This window comes from Salinivibrio sp. ML323, from assembly GCF_001995745.1.
Classification (GTDB): domain Bacteria; phylum Pseudomonadota; class Gammaproteobacteria; order Enterobacterales; family Vibrionaceae; genus Salinivibrio; species Salinivibrio kushneri.
In genome coordinates this window covers 57,891-75,819 of the sequence record NZ_MUES01000007.1, presented here as the reverse complement: position 1 = coordinate 75,819, position 17,929 = coordinate 57,891, and the positions used below count along the sequence as shown (strand labels likewise).

Sequence of the window (17,929 nt, the reverse complement as noted above, 5' to 3'; positions counted from 1 at the left end):
GCTTACATGGCCGAGCTTTTTTATACGTGATTAAGCGTGATAGTGAAGAGTTAGCACATCACTTTAACGGCCAATCCGCCTTGTGAGGTTTCGCGATATTTGGCGTTCATGTCTTTGCCGGTTTCCATCATAGTTTCAATCACTTTATCTAGTGATACACGCGGCTCGGACGAACGTTGAAGTGCCATGCGTGAAGCATTAATGGATTTCACCGCGGCAATGCCGTTACGCTCAATGCAAGGCACTTGTACTTGCCCGGCAACCGGGTCGCAAGTGAGGCCTAAGTTGTGTTCCATGGCGATTTCAGCCGCCATGCACACTTGGTGCGGGCTACCGCCCATCAGTTCAGCGAGGCCGGCTGCGGCCATGGAGCAGGCAACGCCGACTTCACCTTGGCAACCCACTTCTGCCCCAGAGATGGAGGCGTTTTGTTTGTATAAACCACCAATTGCGCCAGAGGCGGCAAAAAAGCGGGTGTAGGTTGGCTTATCAACCGGCTCGATAAACTTATCGTAGTAAGCGAGCACCGCAGGAATAATGCCACATGCGCCGTTGGTCGGGGCAGTGACCACGCGGCCACCGGCGGCGTTTTCTTCGTTAACGGCAAAGGCAAACATGTTCACCCAATCGACCACTGTCATGGGGTCAATGTTGTATTTTTCGCTGGTTTTTAACTGGTGACGTAAGGCGGCCGCACGGCGCGGTACGCGCAGCGGGCCAGGTAACACGCCTTCGTTTTCCATCCCGCGGTCCATACACGCCTGCATGGTTTGCCAAATATTGGCGAAATAGGTGTCGATTTCTTCTTGGCTGTGCATGCTACGCATGTTGGCCATCACCAAGCCACTGATGGAAAAGCCAGTTTCCTGGGTGAGTGCCAGTAAGCCGTCAGCGCTATTGAAGTCGTAAGGGACTTGCACCGCTTGCATGGCAGGCTGACCAAACTCGGCTTCTTCAACAATAAAGCCACCGCCAATCGAGTAATAGGTTTTACTCAGTACACACTCATCGCCTTGCCAAGCATGGATTTGCATGCCGTTCTCGTGCAGTGAGAGGTTAGAGGTATGAAAGTTCATCCCTCCGTCGCGTGGAAAGGCCACCGCGTGTTGCTGCTCACCCAGTGGCAATTGCTCTGTCTCTTCGACCCGTTTAATAAAGCGGGGGATCGAATCGATATCAACGGTTTCAGGGGTGTTGCCCGCTAAGCCCATAATGGTAGCGATGTCGGTGTGGTGGCCTTTACCGGTGAGTGACAATGAGCCGTATACGTCAACCGTGACCCGATCGACGTCGGTTAAACGCTGACTGGCGGTTAGCTCATCAACAAAGCACTTGCCCGCTTTCATTGGGCCAACCGTATGAGAACTGGATGGGCCAACGCCAATCTTAAAAATGTCAAAAACACTGATCATGTGTCTACCTCAGTCAATGCCCTAAGGGCAATGGATTTAGTGTTTACGCCATCCGTCCATGGTATTGACTGTGATGGCAAGCACAGGCTCGCCATAATGAAAAGGAGCAGCCTTCACTGCTCCTTGTTAGCCGCAAACATCGATGGATGCGGAGGGCATAGCGCCCAATGCAGCAGTCCTATAGCGCCTGCTGCGCGCGCTGTGTTCGATTAAGCAAGACGGCTGATTCAGAATCGTTGGAGATTAAGAGATCATGCTGTACGTAATCGCTGAAATGGCTACCAGCCCCATAATCAGAACAAAAGCGTTGCTGATTGTACCTGAATATTTCTGCATTGCTGGCACGTTTTTCACGGCATACATTGGCATAATAAACAGGATGGTGGCAATGATTGGGCCGCCAAGTGATTCAATCATCCCCAAAATGCTTGGATTGAGGGTGGCGACGAGCCAAATGGTTAGGATCATGAATACCACGGTAAACACGTTGATTTTTTTGCGATCAACCGGCTTACCCATGCTGCGTAGCGCTTTGGTGGCAATGCCGTTCAGGCCTTCACGTGCGCCCAGGTAGTGACCAAAGAACGAGGACACAATGGCAACAAAGGCCACCAATGGACCCAAGAAGGAAATGAACGGGCTTTCATGTTTGTTGGCCAAGTAAGAAAGAATCGCAATGTTTTCCGCTTTCGCCGCTTCTAAATCCGCTGGCGTCAGTGACAGCACGCAAGAGAACACAAACAGCATCACGAAACCGACCAACATGGCCGCTGAGCGCATCAGGATCTGGCCAGACTTGTATTCCGCGTCGTCGCCGTGATCACGGCGCTGTGCCAAGGAAAAAGACGAAATCGCCGGGCTGTGGTTAAAGGCGAAAACCAGCACTGGAATCGAGATCCACAGGGTAATAGTAAAGTCACCCGCGGACGGCACTTGCGATAGCGCCGCGGTGTTCCATTCTGGGATCAGGTAGATGGACATAAAGACCAAGATCCCAACCAGCGGGTAGACCAAAAACTGGGTTACGCGCAGCATCATTTTCTCGCCCAGTAGCATCACCGACATCATGCCGAGGATCAGTGCTAGCGAGAGGATCGCACGTGGCGGTGACGCCATGCCCAGCTGGTTGACCAAGAAGGAGTCAACGGTGTTGGTGATCCCCACGCCATAAATCAGCACAATCGGATAAATGGCAAAGAAGTACAGCAAGGTGATCAATTTACCCGCGCCAACACCAAAGTGTTCTTCAACCACTTCGGTAATGTCGCTGCCCGCATTTTTAGAAGATAAAACAAAACGAGAGAGGCCGCGGTGGGCAAAGAAGGTCATTGGGCCGACAAGCAGGGTCATGACCACTAATGGCCAGAATCCACTCATGCCTGCGTTGATAGGAAGGAAAAGAATACCCGCGCCAACCGCGGTGCCAAAAAGGGAAAGCGCCCAGGTTGTATCTTGTTTGGTCCAGCGCGGGCGCGACGTTGCGCGGGTACCTGTCGTCGAGGTGGTTTGCATAACAATACTACTCACATTGTCGGGAACAGAAATCAGGGAAGGCGAATTCTGGCGATTTCCACAGAGAAAACCAAGAGCTAGATCGCTATATGAAAAGTGGTGCGCAGACTATTGCACCAAAATGTGATGACTATCAATAACGAAAGGTGGATTGCTCTACTATGCAGGCATAGATGTATAGATATTTGTTGGATAAATATGCATCAATGTGCGCCTAAAGCCATACTATTAGAGTGGTTATGAGCAGATTGACGAGTGGTGACCCGAGGGGGAAAACAATGTTAGTTGGCTGATTAACGCACGAAGCAATTGCGCAGTGGCGCCCCAAATCAGCCGGTCTTGGTGATAAAACGCACACACAGGATGCCACTGGCCATAGAGTAAGAAAGGCTGCTCGCGAATATGCCCCGGACGACAGAGAGTATCCAACGGTACTTCAAAGCAGGCGGCGACTTCGTTGTCATCCAGACAAGGCTGGTACTCGGGATCGACCCACGCCAGGACAGGGTGAATGTAATAGCCAGTAACGGTGGGAAGTGGGCATAAGTGGCCAATAATCGCCTTAGGGGCAACACGAATCCCGGTTTCTTCCCACATTTCCCGCGTGGCGGTGGCGGTGTTATCTCTGTCAGAAGGCTCCCGCTTGCCGCCTGGGAAACTGACTTGGCCAGGATGATGTTTTAAGTGACTCGCGCGCTGGGTTAATACCAGTTGGATCCCGTTTTCGCGCGGCACCAGGCCGATTAGCACCGCCGCGGGTTGAAAGTCAGCGCCACCCAAAATTCTGGGGGAGAGGCGAACGCGATTCAAAATGCGGCTGTCGTGGCGCGCTAGCGGGGTTAACGAAAAAGCCCGGGTTACATCCGCAGGCGATAAGGGGCGGCCTGGCTCGTCACAAATGGATTGAGGATGCGTCAGGGATGCAGACCAAGAAGCTGCTTTCGCGCGCAACGTACAGCGGATTGGCGTGAAATAAGCATGTTCCTCGGCGATTAGCGTCATCGTGACTCCGTTAAATCAGTTAAAGGGGCAGCCAAGCTATCATCGTCTGCCAGCACGGGGAGGATGCGGCTGACTTTGTCGAGCGTTTCTTGATACTCGGCGTCTGCCTCGCTATCAGCGACCAAACCGCCACCGGCCCACACATGCAGTTGGCCTTGGTGGCCGACCAGGGTACGAATGGTAATACTCGAATCCATCCGGCCACAGCGACTGAGGTAGGCAAAACTGCCGCAATAAATATGGCGACGGTGTGGCTCAAGCTCTTCAATAATTTCCATGGCGCGTACTTTGGGAGCACCGGTAATTGAGCCACCGGGAAACGCCGCGCGAAGCAGATCGAGGCCTGTTTTTTCGTCAGGGAGCCTACCCGTCACCGTACTCACCATATGGTGGACGGCGGGAAAGCTCTCTATATCAAAGAGTTTAGGCACAGAAACCGAGCCTGGCGAGGCAACTCGGCCAATATCGTTCCTGAGCAAATCGACAATCATCAAATTTTCAGCACGATCTTTTTCCGCCGATTTCAGTGCTTGAGCGCTGTCGGCATCTTGTTGCGGGTCGGTATAGCGAGGGCGCGTACCCTTGATAGGCTTGGTTTCAATCTGTTGATTATGTACGGAAAGAAACCGCTCCGGTGACACGGATAATATGGCACTGTCCGCTAAGCGGATAAAGCCAGAGAAGGGCGCACCATTACGGGTCGCTAATTTCCGATAGGCTTGCCACTCGTCACCTTGATAGGAGGCGGAAAAGCGTTGAGCCAAGTTGATTTGGTAGCAATCACCGGCATGTAAATACGCTTGCACTTGGGCAAATTTTTGCTGGTATTGCGTCTCGGTCATGTTCGCGCGCCAGCGTTCGGTGAGTGCAAACGATGGGCGGGACGGTGCAGCCTGATGAGTGAGCCATTGCCAGCGCTGATCGCTGTCCGGTGCAATCACCACCGCTTGATGCTGGTGATGATCAATCACCACTGCCCAGTCGTAGAGACCAACCGCCATGTCGGGGACATTGAGCTCGTCTTTAGCCCGCGTGGGTAGGGTTTCAACACAGCGCCCTAAGTCATAACCAAAATACCCGAGGGCGCCGCCGGTAAAGGGCCAGGGGGCGATTTCAGAAACCGCTGGTAATAGCTGTGCTTGTAATTGTGCGACCCAGTGAAAGGGGTCGTGATCGTCAGTGGTGGTATGCCCATCGGGGTATCGCGTGGTCACTTGGTTGTGGCGCGCGGTCACCGTGGCGATGGGATCGGCGACCAGGATATCGAAGCGACTATCTGGATGCGTCCGTGTGGCCGAGTGGAGCAACATCGCCCAGGGCTGATGAGCGACCTTATCAAACAGGGTCAACGCAAGATCCGGGGCGTAGTCGATTGGCGTGGTAGTGAGCTTCATGGCGTTCTGTGGTTGCATTCTTCTTTTTGTGATCACGGTTGAGACGCCGTGTGGCGCGCAGATAGCGCTAAGCGTATCATAGCTAGGCCTTTTCCGGCACGAGCAACAATAAAAGACGAAGCGAGGTTGCTGTCAACCATCGACTTCTCTATCACAGAGCAGTAAAACTGCCTAGCCAAACGATAATAACGAGGGGAAGGCCTCCCCAACACTGGATACCCGCTTTGGGTCCTGCAAATGACACCAGAGGCAATGATGACCACTATTAAACAGCAAGACGTGATCGAAAGCGTTGCAGATGCCCTGCAATATATCTCTTACTACCATCCCCTTGATTTTGTTCAAGCCCTTGAAAAAGCCTACGACAAGGAGCAAAGCCAAGCGGCGAAAGATGCTATCGCGCAAATTTTGATTAACTCGCGCATGTCGGCCGAGGGCAAGCGCCCGATCTGCCAGGACACGGGCATTGTGACCTGTTTTGTCAAAGTGGGGATGGCGGTGCAGTGGGACCGCCACGATATGACGGTGCAGCAAATGGTGGATGAAGGGGTGCGACGTGCGTACACCAATCCTGACAACCCGTTGCGTGCCTCTGTGGTGGCTGATCCGGCAGGCAAACGTCAAAACACCCGTGATAATAGCCCAGCGGTGGTGCACATTGATATGGTGCCAGGCGACACTGTGGATATTCAAATTGCCGCGAAGGGCGGTGGTTCTGAAAACAAAACCAAAATGGTGATGCTTAACCCATCGGATGATGTTGCCGAGTGGGTAGAAAAAACCTTGCCTGCAATGGGCGCGGGTTGGTGTCCACCGGGCATGCTGGGTATCGGCATTGGCGGCACGGCAGAAAAAGCCGCGGTGTTAGCCAAAGAGTCACTGATGGAGCACATTGATATTCAAGCGCTTATCGAGCGTGGTCCAAGCAATGCCGATGAAGCGCTGCGCCTCGATATTTTCAATCGTGTGAACAAGCTGGGCATCGGTGCCCAAGGGCTAGGCGGTTTAACCACGGTGGTGGATGTAAAAGTGAAAACCGCCCCAACGCACGCTGCGTCTAAACCTGTGTGCTTAATTCCGAACTGTGCTGCCACACGCCATGTGCATTTTACACTTGATGGCACCGGGCCTGCCGAATTGGCGCCACCCAAATTGGACGACTGGCCGCAAGTCACTTGGGAAGTCGGTGATAATGTACGTCGTGTCAACCTCGACACGGTCACCAAAGAGGACGTGCAAAGCTGGCAAACCGGTGAAACCGTGCTGTTATCAGGCAAGATTCTGACCGGACGCGATGCCGCACACAAGCGCTTGCAAGAAATGCTACGCAATGGCGAAGGCCTTCCTGAGGGCGTTGATTTTAATGGTCGCTTTATCTATTACGTGGGCCCCGTTGATGCGGTGGGTGATGAAGTGGTTGGCCCCGCAGGCCCTACCACGTCGACCCGTATGGATAAGTTCACTGACATGATGCTCGCCGAAACCGGCTTGATGGGCATGATTGGTAAAGCGGAGCGTGGCTCGGCGGCGGTTGAGTCAATCAAGAACCACAAAGCCGTGTACTTGATGGCGGTTGGCGGCGCAGCCTATTTGGTCTCGAAAGCGATCAAGCATGCACGCGTAGTGGCGTTTGAAGATTTGGGAATGGAAGCCATCTACGAATTTGACGTCGAAGATATGCCAGTCACGGTGGCTGTCGACTCACAAGGACAAAATGCGCATCAGATTGGCCCAGACACCTGGAAGGTAAAGATCGCCGAAATGGATGATTAATCCACTAACTTGGTTTGTTCGGTCCAACGTCTGCTTGCGTTAGCGAGAGGGCGTTGCGTCGGGCAGCGTTTAAGTGGATAGAAACCATTAAAAAATGCGCCAATTTGGCGCATTTTTTGTCTATCAGATGGAGTAACGCGTAAAGACGTTACAGCGTGGGCTAGGCCACTTCCTCTTCCGCCAGGTCGAACGAGGCAGCAATCAGGTTACGCGTGTACTCGTTTTGTGGGTGATGGAAGATTTCTTCTGGGGTACCCGCTTCCATGACTTTCCCTTTTTGCATCACCATCACCCGATCGGAGAGGGCACGAACCACACTCAAATCGTGGCTGATAAACAGATAACCGATGTTATGACGCTTCTGAATATCTTTCAGCAAGTCGATCACGGTCAGCTGTACGGAGCGGTCCAGTGCCGACGTTGGTTCATCGAGCAGAATGAATGCTGGGTTGAGGATCAGGGCACGCGCAATCGCGATACGTTGACGCTGGCCGCCTGAAAACTCATGAGGATAACGGTTAATTGCCGAGCTATCCAAGCGCACTTCATACAGCGCATCTTTCACGCGATCTAAGCGCTCTTTTTTACTCAATTCGGGGAAGTGCGTGCGCAGGCCTTCGGCAACGATTTCACCGACTGTCATACGTGGAGACAAAGAGCCAAACGGGTCTTGGAAAACCATCTGCATATCGCGGCAGAGTGCTTTGTTCTCGCTGTTTTTGATCCCGTGAATATCTTGGCCTTTAAAGCAAACGCGACCTTCAGCGACGGGCAACAGGCGCATAATGGCGCGGCCTAGGGTTGATTTGCCTGAGCCAGACTCACCGACGATACCCAAGGTTTCGCCGCGACGCAGTGATAAGCTGATATCACTGACCGCCTCGAAATAGCGTTTGTTGCCACCAAAGAAGTCTGCCCCCAAGAAGTACTTGATGGTGACGTTATCCACGGTGAGCAAGTTTTCTGCATCGTCCTGCGAGGCTTCTTTACGGCCACGTGGCACCGCGTCGATCAGCATCTTGGTGTAATCTTTTTGTGAGTTCTCGAATAGAGCTTGGGTGTCGTTGGTCTCGACCACTTCGCCCTTGCACATGACCACCACACGATCGGCCAGGTGTTTAACCACGCCGAGATCATGCGAAATAAACATGATGGCCATGCCCATTTTTTGCTGAAGCTCGCCAATCAGATTAAGCACTTCCGCTTGCACGGTCACATCAAGCGCGGTGGTTGGCTCGTCGGCAATCAACAAATCTGGTTCGTTAACCAGTGCCATGGCAATCATGATGCGCTGAAGCTGACCGCCAGAAAACTCGTGCGGATACTTTTCTAACGCGCTGGTTGGATTAGGCAAGTGAACCAGATTGAGCAAGTCAATGATGCGCTGTTTTGCCTTCTCAGCTGTGGTGCGATGGTGACATTGAATCGCTTCGGTCAACTGCTCACCAACGCGCATGTACGGGTTAAGCGAGGTCATCGGCTCTTGGAAGATCATGGCAACACGATCGCCGCGCATCTTCTGAATTTGCTTGGTGGACAGCGTCAACACATTGGTGTCGTTAAAGGTCACTTTAGAGGCCGGTTTTACCAGTGCGTTATTGGGGAGCAGCCCCATCACGGCGCTACTAGAAACCGATTTTCCCGACCCGGATTCACCAACGATTGCCACGGTTTCACCGGGCATGATGTCAAAGCTAACATTTTTAACGGCATCGACCATGCCGTCGTTGGTGGTAAATGACACACTCAGGTTTTCGACACTGAGAAGTGGCTTAGAAGCAGATGAAGACATCATCACCTCACTGGTTGATTATTCGACGTCACGAGTTCACCAACAGCCTTTGACACTGAATGCGCTCAGTATCGTTGGCGCGGTAGAGACTCGATGATTTGGATGGTCGCCTGCGATTGATACGCAAACGCCCGTCATTCGTGTTGGGTTGGTCATTGTTGGCCGCAGCCACAATGCACGCCCTGATGCGGATATCAGCCAGCTGGGGCGTTTCATCAAAGGCCAAAACAGGCATGATGAACAGCTTGCGCCAGTGGAAGAGGTAGGATACGAGTGTCGCGATAACCGAAAGACGCTTAAGGTTACCTCTCCTTGCGAACACAGCTTTTCAACATCATCCAGTGTTGAAACCAAGCAGCGTGAATATCCATATATCACCCACACAATATACGATTCGGATATAAAAGCAAATCGTTATTGCGCGCAAGGTTTGTGATGCCAGAGTTTGAGCTGTCAGACAAAAACACCCTTGTTTACGTTTTATACAGTGAAATATCTGTCTTTTCGTGGGGGTGACTATGGCTGATTCGCGCTGAAGACGCTGAGTGAACCGAGCAGTGCGGTTAGCTTATGTGGCTTAAAGGGAAGGAGAGACAAGATGCGCGCGACACACGGTCGCGCGCATGTTCAATGACTTACTGACGGTCAAACTCAAGGCGCGTTGAATAGCGTTCGTCGCTGTGTTGACCGTGCTCAAAGGCGATTTGGCCATTGACGATGGTCATATCAATGCTAGAGCCGAAAGTGTGGCCGTCAAACGGTGACCATTGGCACTGGTAGAAGAGGTTATCTTGACCAACCGTCTGGGTTTGGTTGAGATCCACCAGCACCAAATCGGCCCAATAGCCTTCACGGATAAAGCCACGATCTTTCACCTGATAGCGAACTGCAGGGGCGTGTGCGACTTTTTGCACCACCAAAGGCAAATCGAAGATACCACGATGATAAAACTCAAGCGCCACTTGAAGCGCGTGTTGGACAAGTGGTAAGCCTGCCGGCGCTTTAAAGTAACTGTTTTGTTTTTCTTCAAAGGTGTGAGGGGCGTGATCGGTGGCAATCACGTCGATGACACCGTCTTTGACCGCTTGAATCAGCGCTTTCTGGTGGTGAGCTTCTTTGATCGCTGGGTTACATTTGATCAGCGTGCCCTTGGTCGCGTAATCATCACGGTTAAAGAATAAGTGATGGACACAGGCTTCCGCAGTGATCTGCTTTTGCTGCAGAGCTTCGAGCGTTTTGGCAGGCTCAAACTGATACAGCTCATCTTCCGTGGTTAAATGGAGTACGTGTAAGCGTGTGCCGTGCTTTTTAGCGAGATTGACTGCCAGCTGTGAGGATTTTAAGCATGCCTCTTTGGAGCGAATATGGGCATGGGCGTCAATCGGCACGTCTTCACCATATTTTTCGCGATAGATGCTCTCGAGCTCGCTGATCATGGGAGTGTCTTCGCAGTGGGTGGCGATGAGCGTGGGACAGTCAGCAAAAATGGCGTTGAGTGTCTCTGGGTCATTGACCAGCATATTGCCCGTAGAGGCGCCCATAAACACTTTTACTCCGCAGGCGCTATTTGGGTCTAAACGACGGATTTCATCAATGTTGTCGTTGGTCGCGCCCAAGTAAAACGCGTAGTTAGCATGGCTGGATTGCGCGGCGCGTTGATATTTTTCTTCCAGTGCCTCTAGCGTCGTGGTGGGTGGGTTGACGTTAGGCATTTCCATGTAGGTGGTAATGCCCCCCGCGACCGCGGCTTTGGATTCGGTAGCGATGGTGCCTTTTTTCGGGAAGCCTGGCTCACGAAAGTGCACTTGATCGTCAATCATTCCTGGGAGGAGGTGCTTGCCGGTGGCATCGATTACGCGGCAATCGGCCGCTGCGGGAGCACTGATATCTTGGGCGATTTGACTAATTCGGCCATTTTCAACCAGGACATCCGTTTCAACAATCTGTCCTTCGTTGACAACGGAGACATTCTTAAATAATAGGGTGGTCATGCTGTGATCCTTACATGTCAAGGCATGGGCGTTATAGTAACGCAATCGATTACTTGATTCAGCCCCTGATTGTTTAGGGAGATTAATCAAGTCTTAACCGAATGTTGACGCAATTATTGTACATTAGCATTGTCAGCATATTGCCCTTCAAGTAGGGCTGCCGCATACTTGGCGCGGTAAACAACAATAAAAGGGAGTGAACCATGGCGGAAGAAACAATTTTTAGCAAAATCATTCGTAAAGAAATCCCCGCGGATGTTTTGTATCAGGATGAACTCGTGACCGCCTTTCGCGATATCAACCCGCGTGCCCCTGTGCATATCTTGGTGGTGCCCAATAAGTTGATTCCGACCACTAACGATGTGGATACCGATGATGAGCTTGCGCTGGGACGTATGATTACGGTGGCGAAAAAATTAGCCGCTGACGAAGGGATTGCCGAAGACGGTTACCGCTTGATCATGAATTGTAACCAACATGGTGGGCAAGAGGTTTACCATATTCATATGCATCTAGTCGGAGGCCGAGCGTTGGGGCCGATGGTGGTCGGCTAGTCACGATAAGCGTTAAGAGGGTGATATATGGGTAAATGGCTGTGTTTGCTGGCAACCCTTAGCCTGTTGGCTGGGTGCGCCACCGGCCAGCCATCGCTTTCTATCACGCCAGGACAATCTGTGGTTTATTCGGATAATACACTGGCACAGGTACTCGACGTTAAACGGCGGGCGTGTGCCGGTGCGAAGACCATACAACAAACCTGTTTGACGCTGATCAATCGTAGCCAGCATTCCCAGTGGATGCGTTACCGCTTTTATTGGTACGACAAACAAGGGCTGCAAGTGGAGGCCTCGCCGTCTGAGTGGCAGCGTATTTCGTTGCCTGCGAAGGCCTCTAAACGTATCAATACTCGGATGCCGACCGCGAGCGCGACCCAGTACCGCATGGTGATTGTTCACTAGCGTGTCTCTTTACGCCGAGATCATCAGCCAGGCTCTTACTTATTGTTGAGGAAATAACAATGGCACTTGTCCGCTTTGCTTGTTTATCCATGCCGTCGGCGGGGCGACAGCGTTCACTGCGACAGCGTTCACTGCGACAGCGTTCACTGCGACAGTATTCACTGCGACAGTATTCACTGCGACAGTATTCACTGCGACAGCGTTCGCTGCGACAGTATTCACTGCGACAGCCTTCACTGTTCACCACACTGGTCGTGACGTTTTTCTTATTGACCGTGATGGGTTGTGCGCCACGCACACAACCGGTTTATCAACCGGGTGCGCAGAGCCCACAGACAACCACCCCCTCTGGTCGGCCACATCTGAGCTTGGATCAGGCAATGCATGCGGCGGTAAGTGCACTACTTGAAAGCCAGCCTCTGCAATCGTCACCCGTTACCCTCGTGCAGCCCATTCAAAACCTGAGTAACACCTACTTTCCGACACAGACGTACTCCGAGCAACTTAAAGCCGGGTTAGTGAGTGCTGGCCGCATTACGCCAGTGCCTGAGACGAGAGTGCAAGCGGTACGTCAATCCCTTGGGCTGGCGCAAAATCAAGCATTGGTGGATCCCTCTACCATTGTTCAATATGGCCGAATGCTGGGGGCTGAGTACCAGCTAAGTGGCAAAATAACGGCGGGGAGCCCCTATCATCTGCGCTTGCAACTGATGGACTTACACTCAGGTGTGATTGCGTGGCAAGGGGTTGAGACGTTTGTCAGTGAGTGATTGGGCACCAGCGCTAGAGGCCAAGCTTAACACCGAGCTAAGCCGATATTACGCGCAACCTACCCAGATTACGGCGGTTGAGCCACTGGAAGCAGGCTTGACCAATCGATGTTTGCGTTTGACGGACTCTCAAGGTGGACAGAGTGTATGGCGTCCTAATAGCCAAGCAGTCAGAGCGTTTGACATCGATCGGGCGCGTGAAGCTAGCGCACAATCTTTGGCCGCCAATCATGGATTGGCACTTCAGCCGATTGTGCCGTTAGCAGAAGGCTTGCTGGTGCCCTGGGTGAGCGGTCAACCACTTGATCAGCGCGACGATGATCCAGCAGCGATCTTAATTGACTTGTTGGTTCGTATACACCAGCTACCGGTTGAACTTGAAACCGCATCGGTTGATGCACAATGCCAGCATTACGAGCAGCAGCTATCAGCCGCGAACGTGCATCGTCTAGCGGATATTAAAGCCTGGGCAATCGCGCAGCGACCTGCCACGGAGGGCGATATTCCGGTGGTATGTCACATGGATCTGGGCGCTTACAACGTTGTAATGACGCCCAGGCGTGGGGCTGTCGTGCTCGATTGGGAATATGCACGTACGGCCGATGCGCACCTTGATATTGCGTTGTTTTGTCGTGCCAATGCCCTACAGCCTGATGCGGTGATTGAAACCTACTGTGCGCAGCAACAGATAAAAGCGACGGAGGCGGTGCGCAGGCGCGTGTTGGCGTGGTTGCCGTTTGCCGACTATTTGGCGCTATGCTGGTATGAGGTAGGTGCCAAATTGTATCGGCTACCGGCCTATAAAGAGGCGGCTAATCAGCTTTTTGAACAGCTGGCGGTACAAAGGCGAGGCTAATTGAACACGGAGGAAGGGATGGTCAAACAAGGTTGTCGAACAGGGTGGTTAGCTGGCTGTTTGCTCTTGCTGGTGGGCTGTACCACAGAGCTGGCCTATAACACCTTGCCGTTTTGGATTCATTACTACATTGACGATATTGTTAATTTGCGCCCCGAGCAGTCCCGCCAAGTCAAAGCCGATCTCGATAAGATTCAACAATGGCACCGCACTCACGAATTACCGGCGATTGCCGAGCGCTTAGGACTGATCGCCACACAAAGTACCGAGCGGCAGACGATGGCGCAGTTGCGCGCGCATCAAGACGCGGTGAAAGAGAGAATTCGCGCGACGTTACAGGCTTTTGTTCCCGCCACCGCACGTTTACTGGATAGTTTTGACGATGAGCAAGCGCAAGCACTGACGCAGTGGATGGAAGAGGAAATTGAACAAGCCACCCAGCGTCGTGCCAAGCGTTCGGAGGATGAGCAGTTGGCCTATCAGCGGGATGATTTAGAAGAAGATACCGAAGAGTGGGTGGGTGATACCGACCGCGATCAGCAGCCGCTGTTCGCCGAAATGGCGCAATACCAACAAGCGGCGATGCCGACATTCCGTCATGTACGCGAGCAGTTAGTCAGCCGTCTGTTCAACATTATCAATAACAGACAATCGATTGATACCGAAGCGGCGTTGTCGCAATGGGTGGACGATGTGGTGGCGTGGCGAGCCGGACCAGAGACCGAAACCGAAATGGCGATATATCGTTCGCGGCGGCTTGATTGGCTGTTGCGCCTGGATCGCAGTTTAGATGACGCGCAACGCAACCGCTTAGTCGAGAGCCTCAATGAGTGGCAAACGCGTCTTCGAGACATGAGCCGTTGATCCTTACCTCTCGCAATGTCTGCTGGAGCGGGTCGCGTTGTCTTATTATCGCGACGAGGTGCCGACATCGTGGCGGGTCAATACCCTGATTATTTTTAGGGTGATCTTGCTCATTTTTCTGTCCGGAGGGCTATGCTATTGATAAGGGTCACATCTCCGCGATAACCAAGGATGGCTTTACATGATCATATATCTTCACGGTTTCGATGCCACCAGCCCCGGCAACCATGAAAAAGTGCTGCAGCTTCAGTTTGTCGATGACGATGTGCGCACCATCAACTACAGCACCATGCACCCTAAGCACGATATGCAACATCTGTTGAAACAGGTTCAGACTCAAATTGACGCCAGTAGCGATCCAGACCCTTTGATCTGCGGTGTCGGCTTGGGGGCTTATTGGTCTGAGCGCATTGGCTTTCTGTGTGGTATCAAGCAGGTGATCATTAACCCCAACCTCCATCCTTATGAAAACATGCAGGGCAAAATCGACCGCCCAGAGGAGTATGAAGACATCGCCACTAAATGCGTGACTGACTTTCGCCAACGTAATCAGCAGCGTGCATTAGTTATCTTGTCGCGAGAAGATGAAGTGTTAGATAGCCAACGTAGCTACCATTTGCTCTCTCCGTTTTATCCCGTACGCTGGGATGAAAAACAAAGCCACAAATTTAAAAATCTCTCCGCCCACCTACAAGCCATTGCCCAGTTTAAACAATCGGCCTAATGCCATGCTCGTAACCCTAGTGTTGCGAGCATTTGGTGTAATTTTCCTACATGTTATCCATTAATTAAGCGCAGACAAGGCTCGAAGTAATTGTCGTTTTACGGCAAAATAGAGCCGCGCGTTGACGAACAACACAACAAAAAAGAACGCAAAATACGCAATAGATGTTGTTAGTTACTGACAAAATGCCAATGAGTGCCAGTTTTAGCCAGTCGCCGGTGGGCGGCTAGCGTGTATTTTTTTAGTTAGGTAAGGATGTAGAAGTGACCAAAATTATCGTTGTCGGTGGCGGTGCAGGCGGGCTTGAGCTTGCAACCAAGCTGGGCCGCACGTTAGGCCGCAAACGTCGTGCAGAGATCACCTTGGTGGATAAAAACAGTAGCCATTTGTGGAAGCCATTGCTGCATGAAGTGGCAACCGGTTCAATGGACGAGGGTGTCGATGCACTGAGCTATCGTGCCCACGCTAAAAACCATGGCTTTGATTTCCAAATGGGCACGCTATGGGACATTGACCGTGACCAGAAAGTGATCACGCTCGCGCCCATGTATGATGAAAACAATGAGCTGTTGATGCCTGAGCGTGAGCTGGAATACGACATCCTAGTGATGGCGATTGGCTCAACGTCGAACGATTTCAACACGCCAGGGGTACGGGATAATTGTATTTTCCTCGACAACCCCAAGCAGGCGCATCGTTTCCGTCGTGAGATGAATAACGAGTTTATGCGCTTACACGCGAAACACGGTGACGGCAGTGTGGATATTGCCATTGTGGGTGCGGGCGCGACAGGGGTGGAGCTGTCTGCCGAACTCCACAATGCGATTAAAGAGTTGCGTAATTACGGTTTCCGTGACTTAGAGAACTCGAAACTGAACGTGACCTTGGTTGAAGCCGGTGAGCGGATCTTGCCCGCGCTGCCGCCACGTATTTCCAGTGCCGCACACCAGGAGTTATTGAAGCTGGGTGTGAAGGTAAAAACCAATACCTTTGTCACCAAGGCCGATGAGGAAGGGTTGGAAACCAAAGAAGGTGAGCGCATCCACGCTGATATTATGGTGTGGGCGGCAGGCATTAAAGCCCCTGACTTTTTGAAAGATATTGCCGGTTTAGAAACCAACCGTATCAATCAGCTCGAAGTAAACAACACTCTGCAGACCACCCGTGACGAGAACATCTTTGTGATCGGTGACTGCGCAGCGTGTACACAAGAAGACGGCAGCAAAGTACCGCCGCGTGCACAATCTGCTCACCAGATGGCGAGTCGCTGTTTTAGTAACATTGTGGCGAAGTTGAATGGGCGTGAACTGAAACCATATGTGTTTAAAGATCACGGTTCTTTAGTCTCACTCAGCCGCTTTTCTACCGTGGGTAGCTTGATGGGTAACCTGACCAAAGGCTCGATGATGATCGAGGGCCGGATTGCTCGCATGGTTTATATCTCCCTATACCGGATGCACCAAATTGCCTTGCACGGTTATGTCAAAACTGGCTTGATGATGCTGGTTGGACGGATTAACCGCGTGTTGCGTCCAAGTCTAAAGTTGCACTAAACGTTGCGCCTGCATCAGGCTCCGCGAAACTAAACAATAAGACCGAGGCATGCCTCGGTCTTATTGATCGTAGTCAATAAAGTTAGATATTACGTTCGCACAAGTCTTGATGGGTGACTATTTTATATTAGTGGTGACTAAATAAAAATATATCATCAGGAGGAGCAATGCGTTCAATCATTACGACGGTTATTGTCGCTACCGGACTTATAGCGAGTCAGGTTGCATCAGCATTACCCCGCAACGAACCCGTCTCGCCTATTACCCCGCCAGAAGAGATCCATATCGGAAAAGCCGAGCTTGGTAAGAAACTATTTTTTGACCCACGGCTATCTAAGTCTGGCTTCATTTCATGTAACTCCTGCCATAACCTCAGCATGGGTGGCAGTGATAACCTAAAAACGTCGATTGGTCATAATTGGCAACAAGGCCCGATTAATTCGCCTACCGTTTTGAACTCTAGCTTGTCTATTGCTCAATTTTGGGACGGTCGCGCGTCTGATTTGCAAGAGCAGGCCGGCGGGCCGATCGCGAACCCAGGAGAGATGGCGTCGAACCATGTGCTCGCCATCGATGTTCTGCAGTCCATTCCGCAATATGTGCGTGAATTCAACCAAGTGTTTGGTGTCACGGAGATCACGATTGATCACGTGACGGATGCTATTGCCGAGTTTGAGCGTACCTTGGTCACGCCCAACTCTCCTTTCGATCAGTGGTTAATGGGGGATGATTCTGCGATCAGTGATTATGAGTTGGCGGGTTATCGTCTGTTTGTCGAGTCAGGGTGCGTGGCATGCCATAACGGCAGTGCGTTAGGCGGTACCTCGTTTCAGAAAATGGGCTTGCTTGAGCCTTATCAAACTGATAATCCCGTCGAAGGGCGTATCGCGGTCACGGGTAAAGATGCGGATCGCTTTATGTTCAAGGTGCCGACGCTACGTAATGTGGAATTAACCTATCCGTATTTCCATGACGGTGAAGCGCAAACGTTAACAGAGGCGGTCGACATTATGGGGCGTCTGCAATTAGGTCGTAAGTTTACCGATGATGAAAATGCGAAGATTGTGGCGTTCTTGCTCACATTGACTGGCGATCAGCCGAGCTTTGACTTGCCGACACTTCCACCTTCCAACGCTGATACCCCAGTGCCTCAGCCGTTTGACGATTAAGTGATGTTGCCAGCTCGTGCCGGTTAGCACTGGAATGAGCTGGCATTTTGCATGATAGTGGTTGCCGCCTGACATGAAAGGCGTCACAATAGCCCCGCAATCAAGATTATTGATATCACTTCTAGAGCAACCCTCCTGACGCCGAGTTTTTCTCACAC

At 51.9% G+C, this 17,929-nt stretch carries 15 protein-coding genes; 9 read left to right on the top strand and 6 right to left on the bottom strand.

Features of this window, described 5'->3' with window-relative positions:
- Window positions 1-50 precede the first annotated feature (50 nt).
- The 4 genes from BZG13_RS07260 to pabB form a co-directional block, all read right to left on the bottom strand.
- A complete protein-coding gene (locus BZG13_RS07260; protein WP_077486125.1) occupies window positions 51-1,412 on the bottom strand; it encodes an L-serine ammonia-lyase in 1,362 nt (453 codons plus the stop codon).
- 243 nt (window positions 1,413-1,655) lie between these two features.
- Window positions 1,656-2,924 (bottom strand): serine/threonine transporter, encoded by a 1,269-nt coding sequence (locus BZG13_RS07255; protein ID WP_069362540.1) that lies wholly within the window; start codon window positions 2,922-2,924, stop codon window positions 1,656-1,658.
- Between the two features lie 237 nt (window positions 2,925-3,161).
- Window positions 3,162-3,926, bottom strand: coding sequence for an NUDIX hydrolase (locus BZG13_RS07250; RefSeq protein WP_077486123.1), 765 nt, complete (start codon window positions 3,924-3,926; stop codon window positions 3,162-3,164).
- Window positions 3,923-5,320, bottom strand: coding sequence for an aminodeoxychorismate synthase component 1 (pabB, locus tag BZG13_RS07245; RefSeq protein ID WP_077486168.1), 1,398 nt, complete (start codon window positions 5,318-5,320; stop codon window positions 3,923-3,925). The genes BZG13_RS07250 and pabB overlap by 4 nt, the downstream gene beginning before the upstream one ends.
- 255 nt (window positions 5,321-5,575) lie before the next feature.
- Between pabB and BZG13_RS07240 the strand changes: the two genes are divergently transcribed.
- Window positions 5,576-7,093 carry a fumarate hydratase gene (locus BZG13_RS07240; RefSeq protein WP_069362562.1) on the top strand — a complete coding sequence of 506 codons (1,518 nt, stop codon included), beginning with the start codon at window positions 5,576-5,578 and terminating at the stop codon, window positions 7,091-7,093.
- 160 nt (window positions 7,094-7,253) lie between these two features.
- Here the strand turns inward: BZG13_RS07240 and BZG13_RS07235 are convergent, their stop codons facing one another.
- Window positions 7,254-8,885: an ABC transporter ATP-binding protein gene (locus tag BZG13_RS07235; protein WP_077486121.1), complete on the bottom strand. Its 1,632-nt coding sequence runs from the start codon at window positions 8,883-8,885 to the stop codon at window positions 7,254-7,256.
- Window positions 8,886-9,520: 635 nt separating this feature from the next.
- On the bottom strand, window positions 9,521-10,876 hold the full coding sequence (locus BZG13_RS07225) for a dihydroorotase (RefSeq protein ID WP_077486117.1): 1,356 nt from the start codon (window positions 10,874-10,876) through the stop codon (window positions 9,521-9,523).
- Between the two features lie 203 nt (window positions 10,877-11,079).
- Here BZG13_RS07225 and hinT point away from each other — a divergent pair, with 203 nt between their 5' ends.
- The 8 genes from hinT (at window position 11,080) to BZG13_RS07185 (ending at window position 17,771) form a co-directional block, all read left to right on the top strand.
- Window positions 11,080-11,430, top strand: coding sequence for a purine nucleoside phosphoramidase (hinT, locus tag BZG13_RS07220; RefSeq protein ID WP_046073123.1), 351 nt, complete (start codon window positions 11,080-11,082; stop codon window positions 11,428-11,430).
- A gap of 27 nt (window positions 11,431-11,457) precedes the next feature.
- The gene (locus BZG13_RS07215) at window positions 11,458-11,835 is read left to right on the top strand and encodes a DUF1425 domain-containing protein (protein WP_069362537.1); all 378 of its coding nucleotides are present in this window, start codon (window positions 11,458-11,460) and stop codon (window positions 11,833-11,835) included.
- Window positions 11,836-11,894: 59 nt separating this feature from the next.
- Window positions 11,895-12,605 carry a hypothetical protein gene (locus BZG13_RS07210; RefSeq protein WP_158074874.1) on the top strand — a complete coding sequence of 237 codons (711 nt, stop codon included), beginning with the start codon at window positions 11,895-11,897 and terminating at the stop codon, window positions 12,603-12,605.
- Entirely contained in the window at window positions 12,598-13,461 is an 864-nt protein-coding gene (locus BZG13_RS07205) for a phosphotransferase (RefSeq protein WP_158074873.1), read from the top strand. Before BZG13_RS07210 ends, BZG13_RS07205 begins: the two co-directional genes overlap by 8 nt.
- Window positions 13,462-14,325 carry a DUF6279 family lipoprotein gene (locus BZG13_RS07200; RefSeq protein WP_131825393.1) on the top strand — a complete coding sequence of 288 codons (864 nt, stop codon included), beginning with the start codon at window positions 13,462-13,464 and terminating at the stop codon, window positions 14,323-14,325.
- A gap of 181 nt (window positions 14,326-14,506) precedes the next feature.
- Window positions 14,507-15,049 carry an alpha/beta hydrolase YcfP gene (gene ycfP / locus BZG13_RS07195; protein ID WP_069362533.1) on the top strand — a complete coding sequence of 181 codons (543 nt, stop codon included), beginning with the start codon at window positions 14,507-14,509 and terminating at the stop codon, window positions 15,047-15,049.
- Window positions 15,050-15,312: 263 nt separating this feature from the next.
- Window positions 15,313-16,602 (top strand): NAD(P)/FAD-dependent oxidoreductase, encoded by a 1,290-nt coding sequence (locus BZG13_RS07190; protein WP_069362532.1) that lies wholly within the window; start codon window positions 15,313-15,315, stop codon window positions 16,600-16,602.
- 167 nt (window positions 16,603-16,769) lie between these two features.
- Window positions 16,770-17,771: a cytochrome-c peroxidase gene (locus BZG13_RS07185; RefSeq protein ID WP_077486109.1), complete on the top strand. Its 1,002-nt coding sequence runs from the start codon at window positions 16,770-16,772 to the stop codon at window positions 17,769-17,771.
- Window positions 17,772-17,929: the final 158 nt, after the last annotated feature.